This is a genomic window from Citrobacter sp. SX206 (genome assembly GCF_024181025.1).
GTDB lineage: Bacteria > Pseudomonadota > Gammaproteobacteria > Enterobacterales > Enterobacteriaceae > Citrobacter > Citrobacter youngae.
Window position 1 is genome coordinate 3,409,217 of sequence record NZ_CP049738.1, and the last position, 21,776, is coordinate 3,430,992.

The 21,776-nt window shown below is 54.9% G+C and carries 18 protein-coding genes and 1 other annotated feature; of the genes, 10 read left to right on the forward strand and 8 right to left on the reverse strand.

All coding sequences use genetic code 11. From position 1 onward, the window contains the following. Positions 1-6 precede the first annotated feature (6 nt). The 7 genes from hutX (at position 7) to ybaK (ending at position 7,160) form a co-directional block, all read left to right on the forward strand. Entirely contained in the window at positions 7-501 is a 495-nt protein-coding gene (hutX, locus tag G8S19_RS16615) for a heme utilization cystosolic carrier protein HutX (protein WP_003847520.1), read from the forward strand. Then, positions 501-1,124, forward strand: coding sequence for an anaerobilin reductase (gene chuY, locus G8S19_RS16620; protein WP_048212395.1), 624 nt, complete (start codon positions 501-503; stop codon positions 1,122-1,124). Before hutX ends, chuY begins: the two co-directional genes overlap by 1 nt. Positions 1,125-1,175: 51 nt before the next feature. Beyond that, on the forward strand, positions 1,176-2,168 hold the full coding sequence (locus G8S19_RS16625; RefSeq protein WP_087053066.1) for an iron ABC transporter permease: 993 nt from the start codon (positions 1,176-1,178) through the stop codon (positions 2,166-2,168). Beyond that, positions 2,165-2,935 carry a heme ABC transporter ATP-binding protein gene (locus G8S19_RS16630; protein WP_124021351.1) on the forward strand — a complete coding sequence of 257 codons (771 nt, stop codon included), beginning with the start codon at positions 2,165-2,167 and terminating at the stop codon, positions 2,933-2,935. The genes G8S19_RS16625 and G8S19_RS16630 overlap by 4 nt, the downstream gene beginning before the upstream one ends. Before the next feature lie 147 nt (positions 2,936-3,082). Continuing rightward, a complete protein-coding gene (gene copA / locus G8S19_RS16635) occupies positions 3,083-5,584 on the forward strand; it encodes a copper-exporting P-type ATPase CopA (RefSeq protein ID WP_124021521.1) in 2,502 nt (833 codons plus the stop codon). A gap of 100 nt (positions 5,585-5,684) precedes the next feature. After that, entirely contained in the window at positions 5,685-6,479 is a 795-nt protein-coding gene (locus tag G8S19_RS16640) for a TraB/GumN family protein (RefSeq protein ID WP_048212399.1), read from the forward strand. 201 nt (positions 6,480-6,680) lie between these two features. Further along, positions 6,681-7,160 carry a Cys-tRNA(Pro)/Cys-tRNA(Cys) deacylase YbaK gene (gene ybaK, locus G8S19_RS16645; protein ID WP_003021794.1) on the forward strand — a complete coding sequence of 160 codons (480 nt, stop codon included), beginning with the start codon at positions 6,681-6,683 and terminating at the stop codon, positions 7,158-7,160. A gap of 181 nt (positions 7,161-7,341) precedes the next feature. Here the strand turns inward: ybaK and ushA are convergent, their stop codons facing one another. Then, positions 7,342-8,994, reverse strand: coding sequence for a bifunctional UDP-sugar hydrolase/5'-nucleotidase UshA (gene ushA / locus G8S19_RS16650; protein WP_124021520.1), 1,653 nt, complete (start codon positions 8,992-8,994; stop codon positions 7,342-7,344). 174 nt (positions 8,995-9,168) lie between these two features. Between ushA and fsr the strand changes: the two genes are divergently transcribed. Together fsr and ybaL are read left to right on the forward strand one after the other, a co-directional pair. After that, positions 9,169-10,389: a fosmidomycin MFS transporter gene (gene fsr, locus G8S19_RS16655; RefSeq protein WP_003021788.1), complete on the forward strand. Its 1,221-nt coding sequence runs from the start codon at positions 9,169-9,171 to the stop codon at positions 10,387-10,389. A 226-nt stretch (positions 10,390-10,615) separates the two neighbouring features. Next, the gene (gene ybaL, locus G8S19_RS16660) at positions 10,616-12,295 is read left to right on the forward strand and encodes a YbaL family putative K(+) efflux transporter (protein ID WP_003835904.1); all 1,680 of its coding nucleotides are present in this window, start codon (positions 10,616-10,618) and stop codon (positions 12,293-12,295) included. A gap of 92 nt (positions 12,296-12,387) precedes the next feature. On the opposite strand, the gene gsk is transcribed toward ybaL, so the two are convergent. After that, positions 12,388-13,692: an inosine/guanosine kinase gene (gene gsk / locus G8S19_RS16665; RefSeq protein ID WP_048212401.1), complete on the reverse strand. Its 1,305-nt coding sequence runs from the start codon at positions 13,690-13,692 to the stop codon at positions 12,388-12,390. A gap of 152 nt (positions 13,693-13,844) precedes the next feature. Between gsk and aes the strand changes: the two genes are divergently transcribed. After that, complete coding sequence (gene aes, locus G8S19_RS16670) at positions 13,845-14,804, forward strand: acetyl esterase (RefSeq protein WP_048212402.1); 960 nt, start codon at positions 13,845-13,847, stop codon at positions 14,802-14,804. Here the strand turns inward: aes and hemH are convergent. From hemH to dnaX, 6 genes are all read right to left on the reverse strand, one after another. Next, the gene (gene hemH / locus G8S19_RS16675) at positions 14,801-15,763 is read right to left on the reverse strand and encodes a ferrochelatase (protein ID WP_124021519.1); all 963 of its coding nucleotides are present in this window, start codon (positions 15,761-15,763) and stop codon (positions 14,801-14,803) included. The genes aes and hemH overlap by 4 nt on opposite strands. Before the next feature lie 180 nt (positions 15,764-15,943). Continuing rightward, positions 15,944-16,588, reverse strand: a complete 645-nt coding sequence (gene adk, locus G8S19_RS16680) for an adenylate kinase (protein WP_003021773.1) — start codon at positions 16,586-16,588, stop codon at positions 15,944-15,946. A 231-nt stretch (positions 16,589-16,819) separates the two neighbouring features. Continuing rightward, complete coding sequence (htpG, locus tag G8S19_RS16685) at positions 16,820-18,694, reverse strand: molecular chaperone HtpG (protein ID WP_124021518.1); 1,875 nt, start codon at positions 18,692-18,694, stop codon at positions 16,820-16,822. A gap of 110 nt (positions 18,695-18,804) precedes the next feature. Further along, positions 18,805-19,410 (reverse strand): recombination mediator RecR, encoded by a 606-nt coding sequence (recR, locus tag G8S19_RS16690; protein ID WP_003021767.1) that lies wholly within the window; start codon positions 19,408-19,410, stop codon positions 18,805-18,807. Further along, positions 19,410-19,739, reverse strand: a complete 330-nt coding sequence (locus tag G8S19_RS16695; RefSeq protein WP_003021764.1) for a YbaB/EbfC family nucleoid-associated protein — start codon at positions 19,737-19,739, stop codon at positions 19,410-19,412. Before G8S19_RS16695 ends, recR begins: the two co-directional genes overlap by 1 nt. A 57-nt stretch (positions 19,740-19,796) precedes the next feature. Then, the gene (gene dnaX, locus G8S19_RS16700) at positions 19,797-21,722 is read right to left on the reverse strand and encodes a DNA polymerase III subunit gamma/tau (RefSeq protein WP_253685562.1); all 1,926 of its coding nucleotides are present in this window, start codon (positions 21,720-21,722) and stop codon (positions 19,797-19,799) included. After that, positions 20,400-20,464 (reverse strand) — a sequence feature (DnaX frameshifting element). Its footprint overlaps the gene before it by 65 nt. Positions 21,723-21,776: the final 54 nt, after the last annotated feature.

Consider the following 21,776-nt stretch of genomic DNA (forward strand, 5'->3'; position numbering starts at 1 on the left):
TGAAGTATGAGCCATGTCTCTTTACAGGATTTTTTGAAAACTGAGCCGGACGGTACGCTGGAAGCTATCGCAGCCCAGTACAACACCACGCTGCTGGAGGTGGTGAAAAACCTCCCCTCCCCGACGCTGGTTTCCGGCAGTCAATTTGATACCGTCTGGGAAACCGTCAGCGAATGGGGCAAAGTCACCACCCTGGTCCATACTGCTGATGTCATACTGGAATTCACGGGTGAATTACCTTCAGGATTCCACCGCCACGGTTACTTCAACCTGCGCGGCAAAAAAGGCATGACCGGTCATATCAAGGCAGAAAACTGCACGCATATTGCCCTGATTGAACGCAAATTTATGGGCATGGACACCGCGTCCATTCTCTTCTTTAACCAGGCGGGTAGCGCTATGTTCAAAATTTTCCTCGGTCGGGATGAGCATCGTCAGCTACTGGCCGACCAGGTCAGCGCCTTTCACGCGCTGTCTTCATCCTTAAAGGAACATGCCTGATGGCTCCATGGCTCATTTTTGGTGCAGGTGGTAGCGGCGTCGGCGCGAAAACACTGGCACTCGCACTGGCGGAACAACGTCCGGTGATTGCCGTCGTTCGCAACGCGCAGGTCGCTGCCGGGTTGCAGGAAAAAGGTGTGCAGGTCTTCATTGGCGACGCCTGCGACAGCCAGGTCACCGCCTGTGCCTGTCGCGCAGCGGGTCAACATGCCACGGTGATCTCCTCCATGGGCGGTGCCGAGGATTATCTGGCGCACAGAACCGTCATTGATGAAGCAGAAAAAGCGGAGATCAAACGCATGATTCTGGTGACTTCGCTTGGCTGTGGCGACAGTTGGCCCTTTTTGTCCCCACGCGCCAGGGCCGCATTTGGTCAGGCGGTACGCGAAAAATCGTTGGCTGAAAGCTGGCTACAAACCAGTCAACTGGACTACGCCATTCTCCGCCCCGGCGGTTTACTGAACGGTGCAGCCACAGGTCAGGCGCAACGGATACAGGCCGAGGAGTGCCATGGTTTTGTGATGCGCGCAGATGTTGCCAGGCACATTCACGAACTGGCTACAGCTCCGTCACTCAATAACCAGATTTACAGTTTGGTTGAGCCAGGACTGAAACCCGCGTAAACCCCTCGCGGCGCGGGAACTTCGCGCCGCAAAGACGTTATGGAGCGTTGCGTGCTTAAGGACTCGCTTTCTTCCGTCAGCATTCTGACGGGTCTTTCTCTGTTGTTGGTCGCTCTGATGCTCTTCGGAGCCAGCCAGGGGGCGCTGAACATTAGCTTCAGCGCGCTGTTCAACGACGAATACCGTGACATCTGGTTGAACATCCGCCTGCCCCGCGTGTTGCTGGCCGTTCTGGTAGGCGCAGCGCTGGCAACGGCAGGGGTCATTATGCAGGGGCTTTTTCGCAATCCGATGGCCGATCCTGGCCTGCTTGGCGTCAGTAGCGGCTCCGCGCTGATGGTCGGTATCGCGATAGTTATCCCCTTTTCGTTTCCCGTGGTGTTGGTGCTGTATGAGCAGATGATTTTTGCCGTCGCGGGCAGCATGGTGGTCTGCACGATTATTTTCCTGATAAGCCAGCGGCATAACCACGGCGGAATGATGCAACTGCTGTTAGCTGGTATCGCTATCAATGCTCTGTGCGGTTCGGCTATTGGCGTGCTGAGCTATGTGGGCGATGAGCAGCAGCTACGTCAACTTACACTGTGGATGATGGGCAATCTCGGCCAGGCCCAGTGGCCAACGCTGCTGGTTGCCAGTACCTTTGTTCTTCCAGCCATTGCTGTCACCGTCTGTATGGCGGGCACGCTTAATTTGCTGCAATTGGGTGATGAAGAGGCGCATTACCTCGGCGTGAACGTCAAACGTAAGCGCCAGCAGTTACTGTTGCTCAGCTCGCTACTGGTTGGCGCTGCCGTTTCCGTCAGCGGCGTAATTGGCTTTATAGGCCTGGTGATCCCGCATCTGATCAGAATGACTACCGGCGCCGATCATCGCTGGTTGATTCCCTGCTCTACGCTGGCGGGCGCCTGTCTACTCCTGATTGCCGATACGCTGGCCCGCACTCTGGTGCAGCCTGCCGAAATGCCCGTTGGCCTGTTAACCAGCCTGATCGGAGGACCGTATTTTCTGTGGTTAATCCTGCGTAGCCGGAGGGTGTCATGATCGTCGCAGAAAATCTGATCTACAACATTCAGGGGAGACGACTGACCGACGATGTTTCCCTGACGCTACCCCAAGGAGAGATCGTCGCGATCCTTGGCCCGAATGGCGCCGGGAAATCGACGCTGCTACGCCAGCTCACAGGTTATCTGCAACCTCACAGTGGGCGCTGTAGCTTATTCGGCAAGCCGCTGGACGAGTGGTCAATCACCGAGCTGGCAAAAATCCGTGCCGTGATGCGCCAGAACAGTCATATGGCCTTCCCGTTTAGCGTTCAGGAGGTCATTCGCATGGGCAGGCATCCGTATCGCACGCGCAATACGGGCGATGAAACGGAGCACATCATGACGTTGTGCGACTGCCAGGCGCTGGCCGCGCGCGATTACCGGCATCTGTCGGGAGGAGAACAACAGCGGGTACAGCTGGCGCGTCTGCTGGTTCAGCTTTGGGAGCCCGAGCCTCGGTCCAAATGGTTGTTTCTCGATGAACCCACCTCCGCCCTGGATATTCACCACCAGCAGCACCTTTTTCGTCTGCTGCGTCGCCTGGTGCGTGAACGGCAGTTTAGCGTCTGCTGCGTCCTGCACGATCTCAACCTCGCAGCGCGTTATGCCGACCGCGTGGTATTGATGGAACGCGGCAGGATTGTTGATAACGGGTATCCGCAGGATGTCCTGAAGCAACGGGCGCTGAACGCGCTGTACGGTGCCGATCTCACGGTCATAAATGAACCGGAGCATCGAACGCCGCTTATCGTCCTCAATCAATAACAGACCGGGAACGCTCTGACGTGACGTTCCCGTTTTTCCCCCTTCGCCTCCTTTTTTCATCTTTTCTAAAAACACCCTTGACCTTCCCCTTGCTGGAAGGTTTAACCTTTATCACAGTCAGTTAAACCTGCAATGAAGGAGTTGGTTATGTCTCAAACAATCGATCTAACCCTGGACGGTTTGTCCTGTGGTCACTGCGTAAAACGCGTTAAAGAAAGTCTGGAACAACGTCCGGATGTTGAGCAAGCGGATGTCACCGTGACAGAGGCCCATGTTACCGGGAGTGCCAGCGCAGAAGCGCTGATTGAAACCATCAAACAAGCCGGTTACGGGGCGGAGTTAAGCCACCCAAAGGCTAAACCGCTGACGGAGTCATCAATCCCGTCGGAAGCACTGGCAGCGGTCCCTTCCGAGCTTCCGGCAGCTACGGCTGATGATGACAGCCAACAGTTGCTGTTAAACGGCATGAGCTGCGCCAGTTGTGTGACCCGTGTACAAAATGCATTGCAAAGCGTACCGGGCGTCACCCAGGCACGGGTAAACCTGGCGGAACGCACTGCGCTGGTAATGGGCAGTGCCTCCGCCGCAGATTTAGTGCAGGCGGTTGAAAAAGCGGGTTACGGCGCGGAAGCGATCGAAGACGACGCTAAGCGTCGCGAACGCCAGCAGGAAACCGCCGTGGCAACCATGAAGCGTTTTCGCTGGCAGGCAGCCGTCGCGCTGCTGCTGGGTATCCCGGTCATGGTATGGGGAATGATTGGCGATAACATGATGGTGAGTGCCGACAACCGTAGCCTGTGGCTGGTAATTGGTCTGGCAACACTCGCCGTGATGGTCTTCGCAGGCGGTCACTTCTACCGCAGCGCGTGGAAAAGCCTGATGAACGGCACCGCAACCATGGATACGCTGGTCGCGCTGGGCACGGGAGTAGCATGGCTCTATTCCATGAGCGTCAACCTTTGGCCGCAGTGGTTCCCGATGGAAGCGCGACACCTCTATTATGAAGCCAGCGCCATGATTATCGGTCTGATTAACCTCGGACATATGCTGGAAGCGCGGGCTCGCCAGCGCTCGTCCAAAGCGCTGGAAAAACTGCTCGATCTGACGCCGCCGACCGCACGCGTCGTTACTGACGAAGGTGAAAAGAACGTGCCGCTGGCAGACGTTCAGGCGGGAATGTTGTTGCGCCTGACCACCGGCGACCGCGTGCCAGTCGATGGCGAAATCACCCAGGGCGAAGCCTGGCTGGATGAAGCGATGCTGACCGGTGAGCCGATTCCGCAGCAAAAAGGCGAAGGCGATAGCGTCCACGCCGGTACGGTCGTCCAGGACGGCAGCGTCCTGTTCCGCGCCAGCGCCGTTGGCAGCCACACCACGCTGTCGCGCATTATTCGCATGGTGCGTCAGGCGCAAAGCAGCAAACCGGAAATTGGCAAACTGGCCGACCGTATCTCCTCGGTGTTCGTTCCGGTGGTGGTGCTGATCGCGCTGGTGAGTGCCGCTATCTGGTATTTCTTTGGCCCGGCGCCGCAGATTGTCTATACGCTGGTCATCGCCACCACCGTCCTGATTATTGCCTGCCCGTGTGCGTTGGGTCTGGCAACGCCGATGTCGATTATTTCCGGCGTGGGGCGTGCCGCTGAGTTTGGGGTACTGGTACGCGATGCCGATGCGCTGCAACGCGCCAGCACGCTTGATACCGTCGTCTTTGACAAGACCGGGACGCTGACCGAAGGCAAACCGCAGGTTGTCGCCATCAAAACGTTTGGCAACACCGATGAAGCGCGGGTAATTCGTCTGGCCGCAGCCCTTGAACAGGGTTCCAGCCACCCGCTGGCCAGGGCTATTCTGGACAAAGCCGGCGATGTCTCGCTGCCGCAGGTCAACGGTTTCCGTACGCTGCGCGGGTTAGGCGTCAGCGGCGAGACCGAAGGTCATACTCTGCTGCTGGGAAATCAGGCACTGCTCAATGAACAGCAGGTAGATACCACTGAAATGGAAGCTGAAATCACCGCTCAGGCTTCCCAGGGTTCAACTCCGGTGCTGTTGGCGATTGATGGTAAAGCGGCGGCGCTGTTAGCGGTGCGTGATCCACTGCGTAGCGACAGCGTGGCAGCGCTCCAGCGCCTGCATCGCGCCGGGTATAGTCTGGTGATGCTGACCGGCGACAACCCAACAACCGCCAACGCCATTGCCAAAGAGGCGGGTATTGATGAGGTGATTGCAGGCGTTCTGCCGGACGGTAAGGCCGAGGCGATCAAGCGTCTGCAGAGCCAGGGGCGCCAGGTCGCCATGGTCGGTGACGGTATCAACGATGCGCCTGCGCTGGCTCAGGCCGATGTAGGGATCGCCATGGGTGGCGGCAGCGATGTGGCGATTGAAACAGCCGCGATTACGCTGATGCGTCATAGCCTGATGGGCGTTGCGGATGCGCTGTCTATCTCCCGGGCAACGCTGCGCAATATGAAGCAGAACCTGCTCGGCGCGTTTATCTACAACAGCATCGGCATCCCGGTTGCCGCTGGGATCCTGTGGCCGTTCACCGGCACGCTGCTCAACCCGGTCGTCGCCGGGGCAGCGATGGCGCTTTCTTCCATCACCGTGGTGAGCAACGCGAACCGACTGCTGCGCTTCAAACCTAAAGAGTAACCCTTTGCCGGATGGCGCTATCAACTGCGCCATCCGGCAATTCACACATTGCGACTTTTCCGACCACGCGCTAGCATGGTTCTCCACTTAGGGAGGTCGTATGGATTTGTTATACCGGGTAAAAGCATTATGGTCTGCACTGCGCGGTAACCATTATACCTGGCCGGCCATCGATATCTCTTTGCCTGGCAACCGCCATTTTCATCTGATTGGCAGTATTCATATGGGTAGCCGGGGTATGGCCCCTCTGCCTGCCAGATTACTGAAAAAACTCAGCCACGCTGACGCACTGATTGTCGAAGCCGATGTCTCCGGTGACGATACTCCGTTTGCCAATCTCCCGGCCTTTGCCACGCTGGAAGAACGCATCAGCGAAGAGCAATTGCGCAATCTGCAAAAAGTTTCTGCAGATCTTGGTATTTCCCCTTCCCTGTTTTCGACTCAACCCCTGTGGCAAATAGCCATGATCTTACAAGCCACGCAGGCGCAACAGCTGGGATTACGGGCGGAATATGGCATTGACTACCAACTGCTCAAAGCGGCTAAACAGGCGCAAAAAACCATTATTGAACTGGAAGGCGCCTCCAGCCAAATCGACCTGTTATGTCAATTGCCTGATAACGGTTTGGCTTTGCTTGACGATACCCTGACGCACTGGCACACCAACGCCAGGTTGCTGCAACAAATGATGGGCTGGTGGCTTGAATCACCACCACAAAATAGCGCACTCACGTTACCCAACACATTCAGCCAGTCATTATATGACGTATTAATGCACCAGCGTAATGAGGCCTGGCGGGACAAACTCAAGGCAATGCCTGCAGGCCACTATGTGGTCGCAGTGGGCGCACTGCATCTGTATGGAGAGGGAAATTTACCGGAGATGATGCGATAAAAAAATGGCCAATATTTCTATTGGCCCGTCAAAGAGGAATTTCATCATTATTATTATGCCGACGCTTAAAGCATCGGTGTAGGTCGATTGTCGCTCAAAGTCATCATCCTGCCAATACTATTGCGCAAGATGGTACTATTTTTTCCACCGCCATCAGGCGTATGCTTATGGCGTATTTTGTCTGGGCCAGGAAAAATTGCTATGACACCCGCCGTTAAACTACTCGAAAAAAACAAAATTTCTTTTCAGATCCACACCTACGATCACGATCCGTCCGAGACCAACTTTGGCGACGAAGTGGTCCGTAAATTAGGACTGAATGCGGATCAGGTCTACAAAACGCTGCTGGTTGCCGTGAATGGCGATATGAAACATCTGGCGGTTGCCGTCACACCGGTAGCCGGTCAACTGGATCTCAAAAAGGTTGCCAAAGCTTTGGGCGCCAAAAAGGTCGATATGGCCGACCCCATGGTCGCGCAACGCACTACCGGCTATCTGGTAGGCGGTATCAGCCCGTTGGGGCAGAAAAAAAGATTGCCGACGCTCATCGACGCGCCAGCCCAAACGTTTGACACCATTTATGTTTCCGGCGGCAAACGCGGACTGGACATCGAACTGGCAGCGAGCGATCTGGCGAAAATTCTGGATGCGAAATTCGCCGATATCGCCCGCCGGGATTAAGCGGTTATAGAATGACTGCCTGATGGCGCGCAGCTTTAAGGCCTACAAATCGAATACTCAACAGGGCGTTATTGGTGAAGGCAGTTTGGACTCGGCCAGCGCGCAGGAACCGGAGCGTACATGAAGTACGTGAGGATTCCGAGTACTGCCCGTGTTCAAAATGGCGAACAAAATAGCCCTGTTACTGCCAGCTCACCTCACCCTTCGGCTCATACGCACTGGCATCCAGCGGTGAGTTCTTCTGCACGTACTCCTTCAGCACTTCCGCATCAATAAATCCGGTATTCACATAGCCTGGTTTGTTATCAATACGCGGATAGCCATCACCGCCGGTGGCGTTGAAGCTCAGCGTTGCCATACGATAGGTTTTGGCTGGGTCAACGGGCTCGCCTTTGATTTTCAAATCGTTAAGCTTGCCGTCTTTCGCCACAAAGCTGACGTTGGCAAACTGCGGATAGGCCCCGGAGTCCGGCTTCATTTGCGCCACTGCGGTCAGATAGTCAATCACCTCTTTCCCGCTCATATCGGCATACACCACGATGTTGCCAAACGGCTGTACCTTCAGCACGCTCTTATAGGTGATATCGCCGCCTTCGATGGAGTCACGGATACCGCCGCCGCTCATCACGCCAAAATCAGCGCTGGTTCGCGCCATTTGCGCAGCCAGCAGCAGATGTCCCATGTTGGTCTGCACGAAACGGACTTTGCTTCGATCGCCTTCGAGGCGCGCATTGACGCTACCGATTTTCACGTCGAGCTGCGCTTTACCTTTATTCTGGAACGGCGTCAGCAGCGAAAGCATTTGCTGATTTTCAACAATCTCCGGGGTGTAGAGTACGCGCTCACTTTTACCGTTGTCCCAGGTCACTTTTTTCTTCAGGTTGACTGGAATGAGCTGGTAGTTAACCATTTTCATTTCGCCGTTACGGAACTCAAAGTCCGCCCGGCCCACGTATTTCCCCCACTCGTGTGCCTGTACAATCCAGATCCCATTTTGCTTATCTGGCGCACACGGCGTACCCGGTACGTAATCAACCTGCTTCTTGTTTTCCGCAGCCATACACACCGGATCCTGTGAGTGACCACCCACAATCATCGCCAGCGCCCCGGTGGGCAGGCTACGCGCCATTTCGACATCGCCAGGGGCGTTCGAGCCATGATTGCCGTTGTCATAATGCCCCATATGGGTGGTCGCGATAATGATGTCTGGCTTTTCATTCATATTGAGTTCCTGGATAACCAGCTTTGCTTCTTCCGCAGGTTTGCGAAACTCAATATCGGTGAAGAACTCTGGGTTGCCAATTTTCGCCGTATCGTCAGTGGTTAAACCGAGTACGGCAATTTTTAAATCCTGGCGCTTAAAGATGGCCCACGGCTTAAATAAACGCTCGCCGGTGCTTTTCTGATAGATATTGGCCGAGAGAAACGGGAATTTGGACCATTTTTCCTGCTGGCGCAAGACGGTCAGCGGATTATCAAACTCGTGGTTACCGACCGCCATCGCGTCATAGCCAATCAGGTTCATGCCGCGAAAATCAGGTTCCGCATCCTGCAGATCGGACTCCGGTACGCCGGTATTAATATCACCGCCGGAAAGCAGCAGTACGCTGCCCCCTTCCTCAGCCACCTCTTTACGAATACCGTCCACCAGCGTTTTTTGCGCCGCCAGTCCGTATTCTCCGTATTCGCTGCGCCAGAAGTGACCGTGATGATCGTTGGTATGCAGAATGGTAATTTTGTAGGTTTTATCTTTTTCGTACGCTTGCGCTGGCTGACCTGCCAGCGTAAATGCGGCTAATAACGCCAGCGCCACGCCCCGTTTTAAAAACTTCATATTTCTCTCCCTGAGCCAAAATCAACGACTGAAATTACAATGATATGAAATAATAGTCGAAAATGTTTTCAGAAATGAGACTTCCTTCAAACACCTTCCGCAGGTATGTTAGTCAGGTAATAATAACAAAATAGATTACCCTCATAATCGCAACCCAAACAGAAGTGACTTTCTATGGCAATAAGTGAACCAACCCAGCCTGTGGCTGGCGCGTCAGCGTCGGTTGCTAAAGCACGCACCTCATTTGGCATTTTAGGAGCGATCAGCCTCTCCCATTTGCTAAACGATATGATTCAGTCGCTGATCCTGGCGATTTATCCGCTATTGCAGTCAGAGTTCTCGCTGACGTTTATGCAGATAGGGATGATTACCCTGACCTTCCAGCTAGCATCCTCGCTGCTGCAACCGGTGGTGGGTTACTGGACGGATAAATACCCGATGCCGTGGTCGCTGCCCATTGGGATGTGCTTCACGCTGAGCGGGCTTGTTTTGCTGGCCATGGCCGGCAGCTTCCATATGGTGCTGCTCGCCGCGGCGCTGGTTGGTACCGGCTCTTCGGTATTTCACCCGGAATCGTCCCGCGTGGCGCGTATGGCCTCCGGTGGTCGCCACGGCCTTGCCCAGTCGATTTTCCAGGTTGGCGGCAACTTCGGTAGCTCTCTGGGGCCATTGCTGGCGGCTGTCATCATCGCGCCATATGGTAAAGGTAATGTGGCCTGGTTTGTGCTGGCTGCGCTATTAGCGATTGTCGTCCTGGCACAAATCAGCCGTTGGTATGCCGCGCAGCATCGGATGAGTAAAGGAAAGCCGAAGGTCGCTATCGTTAATCCGTTGCCGCGTAATAAAGTGGTTCTGGCGGTAAGCATTCTGCTGGTGCTGATTTTCTCCAAATACTTCTATATGGCGAGCATTAGCAGCTATTACACCTTTTATCTGATGCAAAAATTCGGATTATCGGTACAAAATGCCCAGTTTCATCTGTTTGCCTTCCTGTTTGCCGTCGCGGCCGGGACGGTGATTGGCGGACCATTAGGCGATAAAATTGGCAGAAAATATGTTATTTGGGGGTCTATCCTCGGCGTTGCGCCATTTACCCTCGTTTTACCCTACGCAACGCTGGAATGGACCGGGATTTTAACCGTGATCATTGGTTTTATCCTCGCATCGGCGTTTTCTGCCATTCTGGTTTACGCACAGGAGCTACTTCCTGGGCGTATCGGCATGGTTTCTGGGCTATTTTTCGGTTTTGCCTTCGGCATGGGTGGCCTGGGAGCCGCGGTGTTAGGGCTGATTGCCGACCATACCAGTATCGATTTGGTCTACAAAATATGTGCTTTCCTGCCACTTCTGGGGATACTGACCATATTCTTACCTGATAACCGACATAAAGCCTGATTTTCTGACGGCCAAAGGTAAACTTTGGTCGTCATCACTTACAGCGGCCATCAGCGTTTGCCTCAAACATCCCCCCGTAGTTTTCCGATCCGTGCTTTTTTTTCCTTTAAAATCCTGTTTTCATCAAAATTCAATAATTATTCATCAACATAAACATCAAAATTGTCATAAACTATTACTCGGAATTTGGGTTTTCAGGATCAACACAGCAACCAAAGGAGACGGAATGCATCACGCCACCCCGCTTATCACCACCATTGTCGGCGGCCTTGTGCTCGCTTTTATATTAGGCATGATTGCCAATAAACTACGTATTTCTCCTCTGGTGGGATATCTGTTAGCGGGCGTTCTGGCCGGTCCATTTACACCTGGTTTTGTTGCTGATACCAAGCTCGCGCCTGAACTGGCCGAGCTTGGCGTGATCCTGTTGATGTTCGGCGTCGGGCTGCACTTTTCCCTGAAGGATTTGATGGCGGTAAAGTCTATCGCCATTCCCGGCGCGATTGCCCAGATAGCGGTGGCAACGCTGCTGGGTATGGCGCTTTCAGCCGTATTAGGCTGGTCGCTGATGGTCGGTATCGTCTTTGGTCTGTGTCTTTCAACCGCCAGTACCGTAGTGCTACTGCGTGCACTTGAAGAACGGCAGCTCATTGACAGTCAGCGCGGGCAAATCGCCATTGGCTGGCTGATTGTCGAAGATTTGATGATGGTGCTGACGCTGGTTCTCCTGCCAGCCGTCGCCGGAATGCTGGAAAAAGAAGATGTCGGCTTTGCCTCGCTCGCCGTCGATATGGGGATTACCATCGGTAAGGTGGTGGCGTTTATCGCGATTATGATGCTGGTGGGGCGTCGCCTGGTACCGTGGATTATGGCCCGCAGCGCCGCAACCGGGTCACGCGAGCTATTTACCCTGTCAGTTCTCGCCCTTGCCTTAGGTATCGCCTTTGGCGCAGTGGAACTGTTCGATGTCTCCTTTGCGCTGGGCGCATTCTTCGCTGGTATGGTGTTGAATGAATCGGAACTGAGCCACCGTGCGGCGCATGACACCCTGCCGCTGCGCGATGCGTTCGCTGTACTGTTCTTCGTTTCCGTCGGGATGCTGTTCGATCCGTTAGTCCTGATCCAACAGCCGCTGGCAGTGCTGGGTACGCTGGCGATTATCATCTTTGGTAAATCCCTTGCCGCCTATTTCCTGGTGCGCATGTTTGGTCACTCCCAACGCACGGCGCTCACCATTGCCACCAGCCTGGCACAGATTGGTGAGTTTGCCTTTATCCTGGCGGGTCTGGGAATGGCGTTAAACCTGCTGCCGCAGGCCGGACAGAATCTGGTGCTGGCAGGGGCAATCCTGTCCATCATGCTCAACCCGGTGCTGTTCGCGGTGTTAGAAAAATATCTCGCCAAAACCGAAACGCTGGAAGAGCAGACGCTGGAAGAGGCTATCGAAGAAGAGAAGCAAATTCCGGTGGATATCTGCAATCACGCCCTGCTGGTCGGTTTTGGTCGCGTCGGCAGCCTGCTGGGTGAGAAATTGATGGCTGCGGGGATCCCGCTGGTGGTTATCGAAACCTCACGTACCCGGGTGGATGAACTGCGCGAGCGTGGGATCCGCGCGGTGCTGGGAAATGCCGCCAACGAGGAAATTATGAATCTGGCGCATCTGGATTGCGCGCGCTGGCTGTTGCTGACCATTCCGAATGGCTATGAAGCGGGTGAAATTGTCGCTTCCGCGCGTGAGAAGTGCCCGTCGATTGAGATTATCGCCCGCGCGCATTATGACGATGAGGTGGAATATATTACCGAGCGCGGTGCCAATCAGGTGGTCATGGGCGAGCGTGAAATCGCCCGCACCATGCTGGAGCTGATTGAAACGCCGCCTGCCGGTGAAGTTGCTACCGCCAGTTAATGTTACGTGCCGGATGGCGGCGTAAAACGCCTTATCCGGCCTACATATTGCTACGCGTAGGCCCGATAAGCGTAGCGCCATCGGGCAAGAACTCAGCGATCCCAGTACGACTCTTCGAGACTGTCTTCACGTTCCGGCAAACCCCGCGTCAGACGCGGGGAATGCTGGTTCAGCACCTGATAACTCACGCGGTTAGCATATTTACACACCTGCGCTAATGACGAATAGGTCAGCCAGGTGAACTTGTGTTTGCTGGAGTTAGGCACATTGCTGCGGTGGTAGCTGTTAGCGGTAATATCATGCAGCAATGCCGCCAGTGCGCCGTCGCCAGCACCGTTGGTATTCATGATCTTTTCTGGCCCGCCCATATACGGTGCGATGTGCGAATACACACGCAGCGGATGAGTACAGTCTTTATGGCGCATGGCGCGACTAAACTCGTACTGGTTGAATTCGGCAATCGCCCCTGGCAGCAGTGGATGCTGAGTTTTGCGTTTCGCCTCTTCTTCAGTAAAGCCGGCCATATACAGACCTGCCGGACCCGCAGTACACAGCACCAGATCCACCCAGTCCAGCGCCTTGTCAGACGCCAGCAGCGGATCGTTCTCGCCGGTCAGCGCTTCGGCTTCTTCTTCGTTCATCGCCAGAATAGAGACATTCTCTTTCAGGAATGTCTGCCACCACTGCGGGTTATCCGCAATAACGAATTTGGTCCCCAGCGTCAGTACCACCGGCACGTTGTGCTTTTTGGCAAATTCAATCGCCTTCATGGTCGCTTCCGGCATCGGTTCGCCTGGCTTACAGCGCACCAGATAGGAGGTCAGCACCAGCGCGGAAGCCCCGGCAATGACTGATTCAGGGATGCTATCCGCGCGCAGTTGGTTCATGTGACCAGGGCTGATGGCAAATGTGCGTTCGCCGGATTCACCAATCAGCGTAAAGCAGCGGCCAATAGGACCATCTACACCCTGTAGATAGTTCAAATCGGTGCGGCTGGAGGTGTTGCATAAATAGCGATACGCGTAGCTACCAATTTCGATATTACTGCACATCACCCCCAACAGTACCGAACGGTCATCTGCCAGCACGGAGTAGTTATGCATAGTGTTACCGATGGTGCCACCTGCAAACTGATGGGTGATCAGGTTTTCGCGTACCAGCTCCTGGTAGAGCGCTTCCGCAACATCATCTTCAATCACCAGAGAGTGCCCGGCGCTTAATCCATAACGTTTTACAAAATCATCATCCACTTTGGCTTCAATATCTACCAGCGTCTGGTCGATACCGACAACCCAGGCTGCGCTGGTTTCATTTTCTGGCTGAATTTGTTGCAGCAACGGATCGCGCGCGCTGACGGGGAAATAGTGTTTGGATTTACGTTTACCGGGAAATTTCATGGTCGATTTTACGGGTGGTTAACTGAGCGATGCATGGTAGCACATTCCCTGCTGCGCATGCGATGCGGCGCTGAGTTTCAATATCGGACGGTGAGATCGCAGTTTATCCGGGATTAATTTCTACAATAACTCACCTTCACAAGGAGTGTTTTATGAAGCCGGAAAACAAAATCCCCGTACTCGACAAAATTTCGGATGAAATGAAAAGCGTGGTGAATTTTCATCGCGACGATTTGCCACCGTGGCCCGCTGCCGATGACTTTGTGGCCCAGCGCCAACACTACATTCATGAGCGGCAGCTGTGGAATGCCGATGCCCCGCAGATGCATACCCGAGAATGCGTGATTTCTACCGCGTGCGGCCCCGTTGCCACACGCATCTACGCTCCGCAGCCCCAAAGCCAGGCGACGCTGTATTACCTGCACGGCGGCGGTTTTATTCTCGGTAATCTGGATACCCATGACCGTATTATGCGTTTACTGGCGCACTACACCCAGTGCACAGTTATTGGCATCGACTATTCGCTGTCGCCGGAAGCGCGCTACCCACAAGCCATCGAAGAGATCGTCGCCGTTTGCCAGTACTATCATCAACATGCTGGCGACTATTCCCTCAATATCAATACGATAGGTTTTGCCGGCGATTCCGCCGGAGCGATGCTGGCGCTCGCCAGTGCGTTGTGGCTGCGAGATAAAAACATTGCCTGCGGCAAAGTCGCTGGCGTGCTGTTGTGGTATGGCCTTTACGGCCTGCAGGATTCACTGAGTCGACGGCTGATGGGCGGAGCGTGGGATGGTTTAACCCGCGAGGATCTGCAGATGTACGAAAACGCGTACCTACGTAGCGCTGACGATCGTGAGTCACCGTACTATTGCCTGTTTAATAACGATCTGACGCGCGACCTACCGCCGTGTTTTATCGCCGGTGCGGAGTTCGATCCGCTGATCGACGATAGCCGCTTATTATTCCAGACGTTACAGGCGCATCAGCAGCCCTGCCAGTACAAAATGTATCCCGGTACGCTGCACGCCTTCCTGCACTATTCGCGGATGATGAAAACCGCCGATGAAGCTCTGCAGGACGGCGCGCATTTCTTTAAGCAACAGCTTTAGCGGTAGGCTTCGGTCAGTTTCACCATCATTTCAATATGCTCCGGCGCGGCATTCAGCGCCGGAATATATTCATATTGCTTACCACCCGCTTCAAGGAAAATCTCCCGGTTTTGTACCGCTATCTCTTCCAGCGTTTCGAGGCAATCAGCCGCGAAGCCCGGACACATAACCTGGATATGTCGGGTTCCTTTCTCCGCCAGCATTTTTAGCGTTTCGTCGGTATACGGTGTCAGCCATGGTTCGCGGCCAAAGCGAGACTGGAAGGTCATCATGACTTTTTCCGGCGGCAGGCCAAGCGCTGAAACCAGCTCACGCGTCGTATCGCGACAGCGCTGCGGGTAGTCATCGCCTTCATCGGCGTAGCGCTGCGGAATGCCGTGATAGGAGAGCAGCAGTAAATCAGGTTCGCCATGTTGAGCGAATGAATCCCGGGCACTTTTGGCCAGCGCATCAATGTAGCTGCTGTCATCGGCGTAATCACGAATAAACGAGACGCCGGGAATACCGCGTTTACGCGCTAAGATGCGCGCCAGCTCGTCCCAGACTGCCGCCACTGTCGAACAGGAGTATTGCGGATACAGCGGTAACACCACCATGTGTTCTACTCCGCTTGCCAGCAGTTCATCGACCGCGCTTTCGAGCGACGGCAAACCGTAGCTCATCCCCAGTGCAACAGGCGTATCAGGCAGACGTTGTGCCAGCGCCTGCTGTTGCGCCTTGCTGTAGACCATCAGCGGGGAACCGTCTTCCATCCAGATTGACTGGTACAGCTTTGCCACACGCGGTGCTCGCAGCGGCAAAATCACACCACGCAGCAGCGGCCACCACAGTGCAGGGGACGTATCGACTACGCGTGGATCGCTTAAAAACTGGCGCAGGTAGCGCTTAACGGCTTCGGGGGTTGGGGCATCGGGAGTGCCGAGGTTTGCCAGCAGGATACCGGTTTTCGTCTGACGCATTACCGCCTCTTATCGATTCAAATTGTTGATAATTGTAGCGGAAAAGCGATAAAGAAGAACTAATTGCTGTGAGAGGTAAGACGAGAATTTGCCTGATGGCGCTGCGTTTATCAGGCCTACAAAAAATCGTAGGCCGGATAAGGTGTATCCACCGCCATCTGGCATTAACCGCGTTAAAAATTAACCGAGGATTTTTTCCAGCGCTGCGCGAACGTCAGCCACGGCCTGAGTGCCGTCAACTTTCGCGTATTTGGTGTTACCCGCCTGCGCTTCTTTAGAGTAGTAGCCGATCAGCGGTGCGGTCATCTGATGGTATTCCACCAGGCGCTTGCGTACGGTCTCTTCCTGATCGTCTTTACGGGTGGTCAGCTCTTCGCCGGTCACGTCGTCTTTGCCTTCAACCTTAGGCGGGTTGAATTTGATGTGGTAAACGCGGCCAGAAGCAGCGTGTACGCGACGACCTACAATACGGTCAACGATCAGCTCGTCTGGAACGTCGAATTCCAGAACGTAGTCCACGTTGATACCCGCTTCTTTCATGGCATCTGCCTGCGGAATAGTACGCGGGAAGCCATCGAGCAGGAAACCATTACGGCAGTCTTCCTGAGCAATACGCTCTTTTACCAGCGCGATCACCAGCTCATCAGTCACCAGCTTACCGGCGTCCATGATGTCTTTCGCTTGTTTGCCCAGCTCGGAGCCAGATTTCACGGCGGCACGCAGCATATCACCGGTGGAGATTTGCGGAATACCATACTTCTCCATGATGAACTGAGCCTGAGTTCCTTTACCCGCGCCCGGAGCGCCAAGCAGAATGATACGCATTACGAAAATCCCCTTAAAGGTTGTCGATATTTTTTAAAAAGCGCTAAACGATACCACCATCACGCAATTGGCTCAAGGAAGCCACCCGCGCTGAAACGGTTAATGATGGAAAATTGAGTTCAGAAGGCGAAAAAAAGCCGGATGGCGGTGTAAACACCGTATCCGGCCTACTATTACGAGATACTGTAGGCCGGATAAGCGCTAGCGCCATCCGGCATTACATTACGGGTATCAGGACACCAGCAACTGGTTCATGCGACGGATGAACTGGTTCGGATCTTCCAGCGTGCCGCGCTCAGCGAACAGCGCCTGATCCAGCAGCAGTTCAACCCATTCTTTGAACTGTGCTTCGTCCTGAGTATCCGCCGTGCGTTTTACCAGCACGTGGTCCGGGTTCAGTTCAAAGATATATTTCACTTCCGGTACGGCCTGGCCCGCAGCGGCAAACAGTTTCGCCATCTGGGTGCTCATTTCATCCGCATCGGTGGTAACGATGGCTGGCGTGTCGGTCAGACGGTGAGTCAGACGCACTTCTTTCACGCGGTCACCCAACAGAGTTTTCACGCGCTCAACGAACGGCGTCAGCGCTTTTTCCGCTTCTTTTGCCGATTCGTCAACTTCATCTGCCAGTTTGTCGATGGACTCGTCGGCTTTGGCCACAGACTGGAACGGTTTGCCATCGAACTCGGTCAGGTAGTTCATCATCCACTCATCGATGCGGTCAGAAAGCAGCAACACTTCGATGCCTTTCTTACGCAGCAGTTCCAGGTGCGGGCTGCTCTTCGCCGCCGCATAACTGTCTGCGGTGATGTAGTAGATTTTCTCCTGCCCTTCTTTCATACGCGACACGTAATCTTCCAGCGACACGGTTTGCGCGGAGGAGTCAGTGTGCGTAGACGCGAAGCGCATCAGTTTAGCGATCGTTTCCTGGTTGGCGTGGTCTTCCGCCGGGCCTTCTTTCAGCACCAGGCCGAACTGCTTCCAGAAGGTCTGGTATTTTTCCGCGTCGTCTTTCGCCAGTTTTTCCAGCATCTGCAGTACGCGTTTGGTCAGCGCGCTACGCAGGTTACGGGTGACGGTGCTGTCCTGCAGGATCTCACGGGAGACGTTCAGCGGCAGATCGTTGGAATCTATCAGACCGCGCACAAAGCGCAGGTAGTTCGGCATGAACTGCTCGGCGTCATCCATGATGAATACACGCTGGACGTAAAGTTTCAGACCATGCTTGTGATCGCGGTTCCACATATCCCACGGCGCCTGCGACGGGATATACAGCAGGCTGGTGTACTCCTGCTTACCTTCCACACGGTTGTGGCTCCAGGTCAGCGGGTCAGTGAAGTCGTGGGCGATGTGCTTGTAGAATTCGTTGTACTCGTCGTCTTTGATTTCTGACTTGTTACGCGTCCACAGCGCCTGCGCCTTGTTGATCTTTTCCCAGGAAACCACGGTCTCGCCGTCTTTCTCTTCGGATTTTTCGATCTCTACCGGCAGCGCGATATGGTCGGAATATTTGCTGATGATGGAACGTACGCGCCAGTCATCGAGGAACTCGTCTTCGCCTTCGCGCAGATGCAGAGTAATTTCGGTACCACGGTCTTCTTTGGTGATATTAGCAACGGTGTACTCACCCTCGCCCGCAGACTCCCAGAACACGCCGTTTTCCGGTTTATCACCCGCAGCACGGGTACGCACGGTGACTTTGTCCGCCACGATGAAGGCTGAGTAGAAGCCAACCCCGAACTGGCCGATCAACTGGCTGTCTTTTGCCTGATCGGAGCCCATGGATTCGAGGAAAGATTTGGTGCCGGATTTCGCAATGGTCCCCAGATGATCGATAACGTCATCACGGTTCATCCCCACGCCGTTATCGGCAATGGTCAACGTACGCTTATCTTTATCGAAGGAAACACGCACACGCAGCTCACCGTCACCTTCATACAGGTCCGGGTTAGACAGTGCGCGGAAACGCAGCTTGTCTGCCGCATCCGAGGCGTTAGAGATAAGCTCACGCAGGAAGATTTCTTTATTGGAATACAGAGAATGGATCATCAGGTGCAGAAGCTGTTTTACTTCTGACTGAAAACCACGAGTTTCTTGTCCTTTCATGTAGATCTACCTCAACAATGCCATTTTCAATGGTAAAAACACGTTGAGGGTGAAATGGGGACAGGCGGGAAGGATTTCAAGCGGAAGCCGCCGTCGCGGCCTCCGTTTGTTCAGAATTTAATCTTGTGTCGTCCTGCCAGAGAGTGCGACAGCGTGGTGCCATCGACCATTTCCAGCTCGCCGCCTACCGGAACGCCATGGGCGATACGGCTGGCTTCAACGCCATATTGCATGCAAAGCTCAGCAATATAGTTGGCGGTCGCCTCTCCTTCGACCGTGGGATTGGTCGCGAGGATCAGTTCGTTAATTTGCTCAGACGCCAGTCGCTGTTCAAGACGATCCAGCCCGATATCATCAGGCCCGATACCGTCCAGCGGCGACAGGTGTCCCATCAGCACGAAGTAACGTCCGGAAAATTGCCCGGTTTGCTCAATGGCGTAGATGTCCGCCGGACTCTCCACCACGCAAATCTGACCGTTTTCCTGGCGACGCGGGTTCGAGCAGATGTTGCAGACGTCTTGCTCTGTGAAGGTGCGGCAATCGGCACAGTGGCCGATTTCCGACATCGCCTTCGTTAACGCCTGCGCCAGACGCATCCCGCCGCTGCGATCGCGCTGAAGCAGCGTGAACGCCATGCGCTGCGCAGACTTCGGGCCAACGCCCGGCAGACAGCGCAGTGCTTCCATAAGCTGAGTTAACAGCGGGCTGGTTTGCATCAGAACGGCATCTTAAAGCCAGGCGGCAGCTGCATTCCGGAGGAAACAGAAGCCATCTTCTCTTTCTGCGTCTCTTCAATACGACGCGCCGCGTCGTTGAATGCCGCAGCAACCAGGTCTTCCAGCATCTCTTTGTCGTCTTCCAGCAGGCTTGGATCGATCTCCACGCGACGGCAGTTATGCGCGCCGTTGATGGTCACTTTTACCAGACCCGCGCCAGATTCGCCGGTCACTTCCAGCTTGGCGACTTCTTCCTGCATCTGCTGCATTTTTTCTTGCATCTGCTGGGCCTGTTTCATCAGGTTACCCAGACCGCCTTTACCAAACATAGGCTTCTCTCTCAATCACGTTAAGGGATGACGACCGTCAAACCATTGGGCTGACGATCAAATGGGGCGAATACTTTCTTCGTCCAGCTCCGCATCGAAAAAACGACGCAGCGTCTGGATGTTATTATCCGCAATAATCGACTCACGCGCCTGCGCGAGCTTCTCTTCATAAATGGCCTGACGCCACTCCAGCGGCGTGCGCACCGCGGGATTATCATCTTCAACGATGGTCAATTCAACCGTTGACCCTGTTAAGGTACTCAATGCTTCGGCCAGTTTTTGCTGCGCGCCGCTGGAATTAAGGTGTCGCTGCGTGGAACGCAGGTGCAGGCAAACCACGTTGCCATTCTCTTCTTTCCAGGCATTAAGCGCCACCTGCTCCACCAGTTTAGGCAGCGAGAGCTGGCTCACCTGGGCGGCCCACGGGTCGCGTTCAATGGCTTCAGCCGCAAGCTTTGCCGCCAGTTCCGGCGTTTTTTCATGCTCAAGCGCTTTTTTCAGCGCTTTCGGCGTGGCGATGACTTCTTTGACTTCTGCAACAGGATTGGTCGCTTTCCAGCGATACGCTTCTTTCTTCGCCGGTGCTTTTTCCAGCGCAGAGACTGCCGGACGCGCCTGAACACGTTCCGACACCGAAGCCAGTCTTTCCAGCGCAGCATTATTCACCGGCCGCGCGCGGGAAGCGGCTGCCGGTTCACTCTTTTTTGCTTTGGTTGCTCCCTGAGCGCGTTGCAACTGGCTGCGTGCCGCCAGCACCTGGCTGGTGGCGTCGGAGAGCGGCACATTTTGTTGCGCTGGCGCAGGCTGCTGCTGTGGCACCTGCGTCGGGGTCATCACCGCTGTGGGTGCGACCGGGGCAAACGACTGGCGCGGGACTTCAGGTTCCGGAAGCGGCATGCGCGGATGAAAAGCCAGCGCACGCAGCAGTGTCATTTCGACGCCCATTCGCCTGTCCGGCGCATACGGCAGTTCTTTGCGCCCGATTAGCAGGGTCTGGTAGTAAAGCTGCACATCGGTTGGCGGGACGATTCGCGCCAGTTCACGCATACGCTGTTCAATGGCGGCCATATCGCTGCCGAGCGCGGCAGGTGAAAGCTGAACCATGGCTATACGATGCAGCAAAGCCGACATCTCAACCAGCAGCGCTTCCCACTCAATACCGCGCGCGGCGGCGTCGTTCACCAATGTCATCACGCGTTCGCCGTCGGCGGCCACAACTGCTTCAACAAGCGAGAGCGCCTGGTCGTCGTCCAGCGTGCCGAGCATGGTGCTGACCGCGCCGGTCGAGACCTGACCATCGCCGCTGGCGATCGCCTGATCGGTCAAACTCAGCGCATCGCGCAGGCTGCCGTCCGCGGCGCGGGCCAGCAGTTGCAGCGCGCGTGGTTCATGAGCGATATGCTCTTCTTTGAGAACATGCTCAAGCTGATGGCGAATCTGTTCGACATCCAGCGCTTTAAGGTGGAATTGCAGACAGCGCGACAGAATGGTCACCGGCAGCTTCTGCGGATCGGTGGTCGCCAGCAGGAACTTGACGTGCGCGGGCGGCTCTTCGAGCGTTTTCAGCAGGGCGTTAAAACTGTGCCGCGACAGCATGTGCACTTCGTCGATCAAATAGACCTTAAAACGGCCGCGCGCAGGCGCGTACTGGACGTTATCCAGCAGATCGCGAGTATCTTCGACTTTGGTGCGTGAGGCGGCATCGATTTCAATCAAATCGACAAAACGCCCCTGCTCAATTTCCCGACAGTTATCGCACACGCCGCACGGCGTAGCGGTGATGCCGGTTTCACAGTTTAATCCCTTCGCCAGCAAACGGGCGATAGAGGTTTTTCCGACGCCACGGGTGCCGGAAAACAAATAAGCATGATGAATACGCCCTAACGACAAGCCGTTCGCCAGTGCCGTCAGCACATGTTCCTGGCCGACGACGTCAGCAAAGGTTTGTGGGCGCCATTTTCGGGCTAAGACCTGATAACTCATTGGCAGGCTCTGAAAGGCTGGAGGGTGGATTCACAGGAGGGTAATGCTAACACA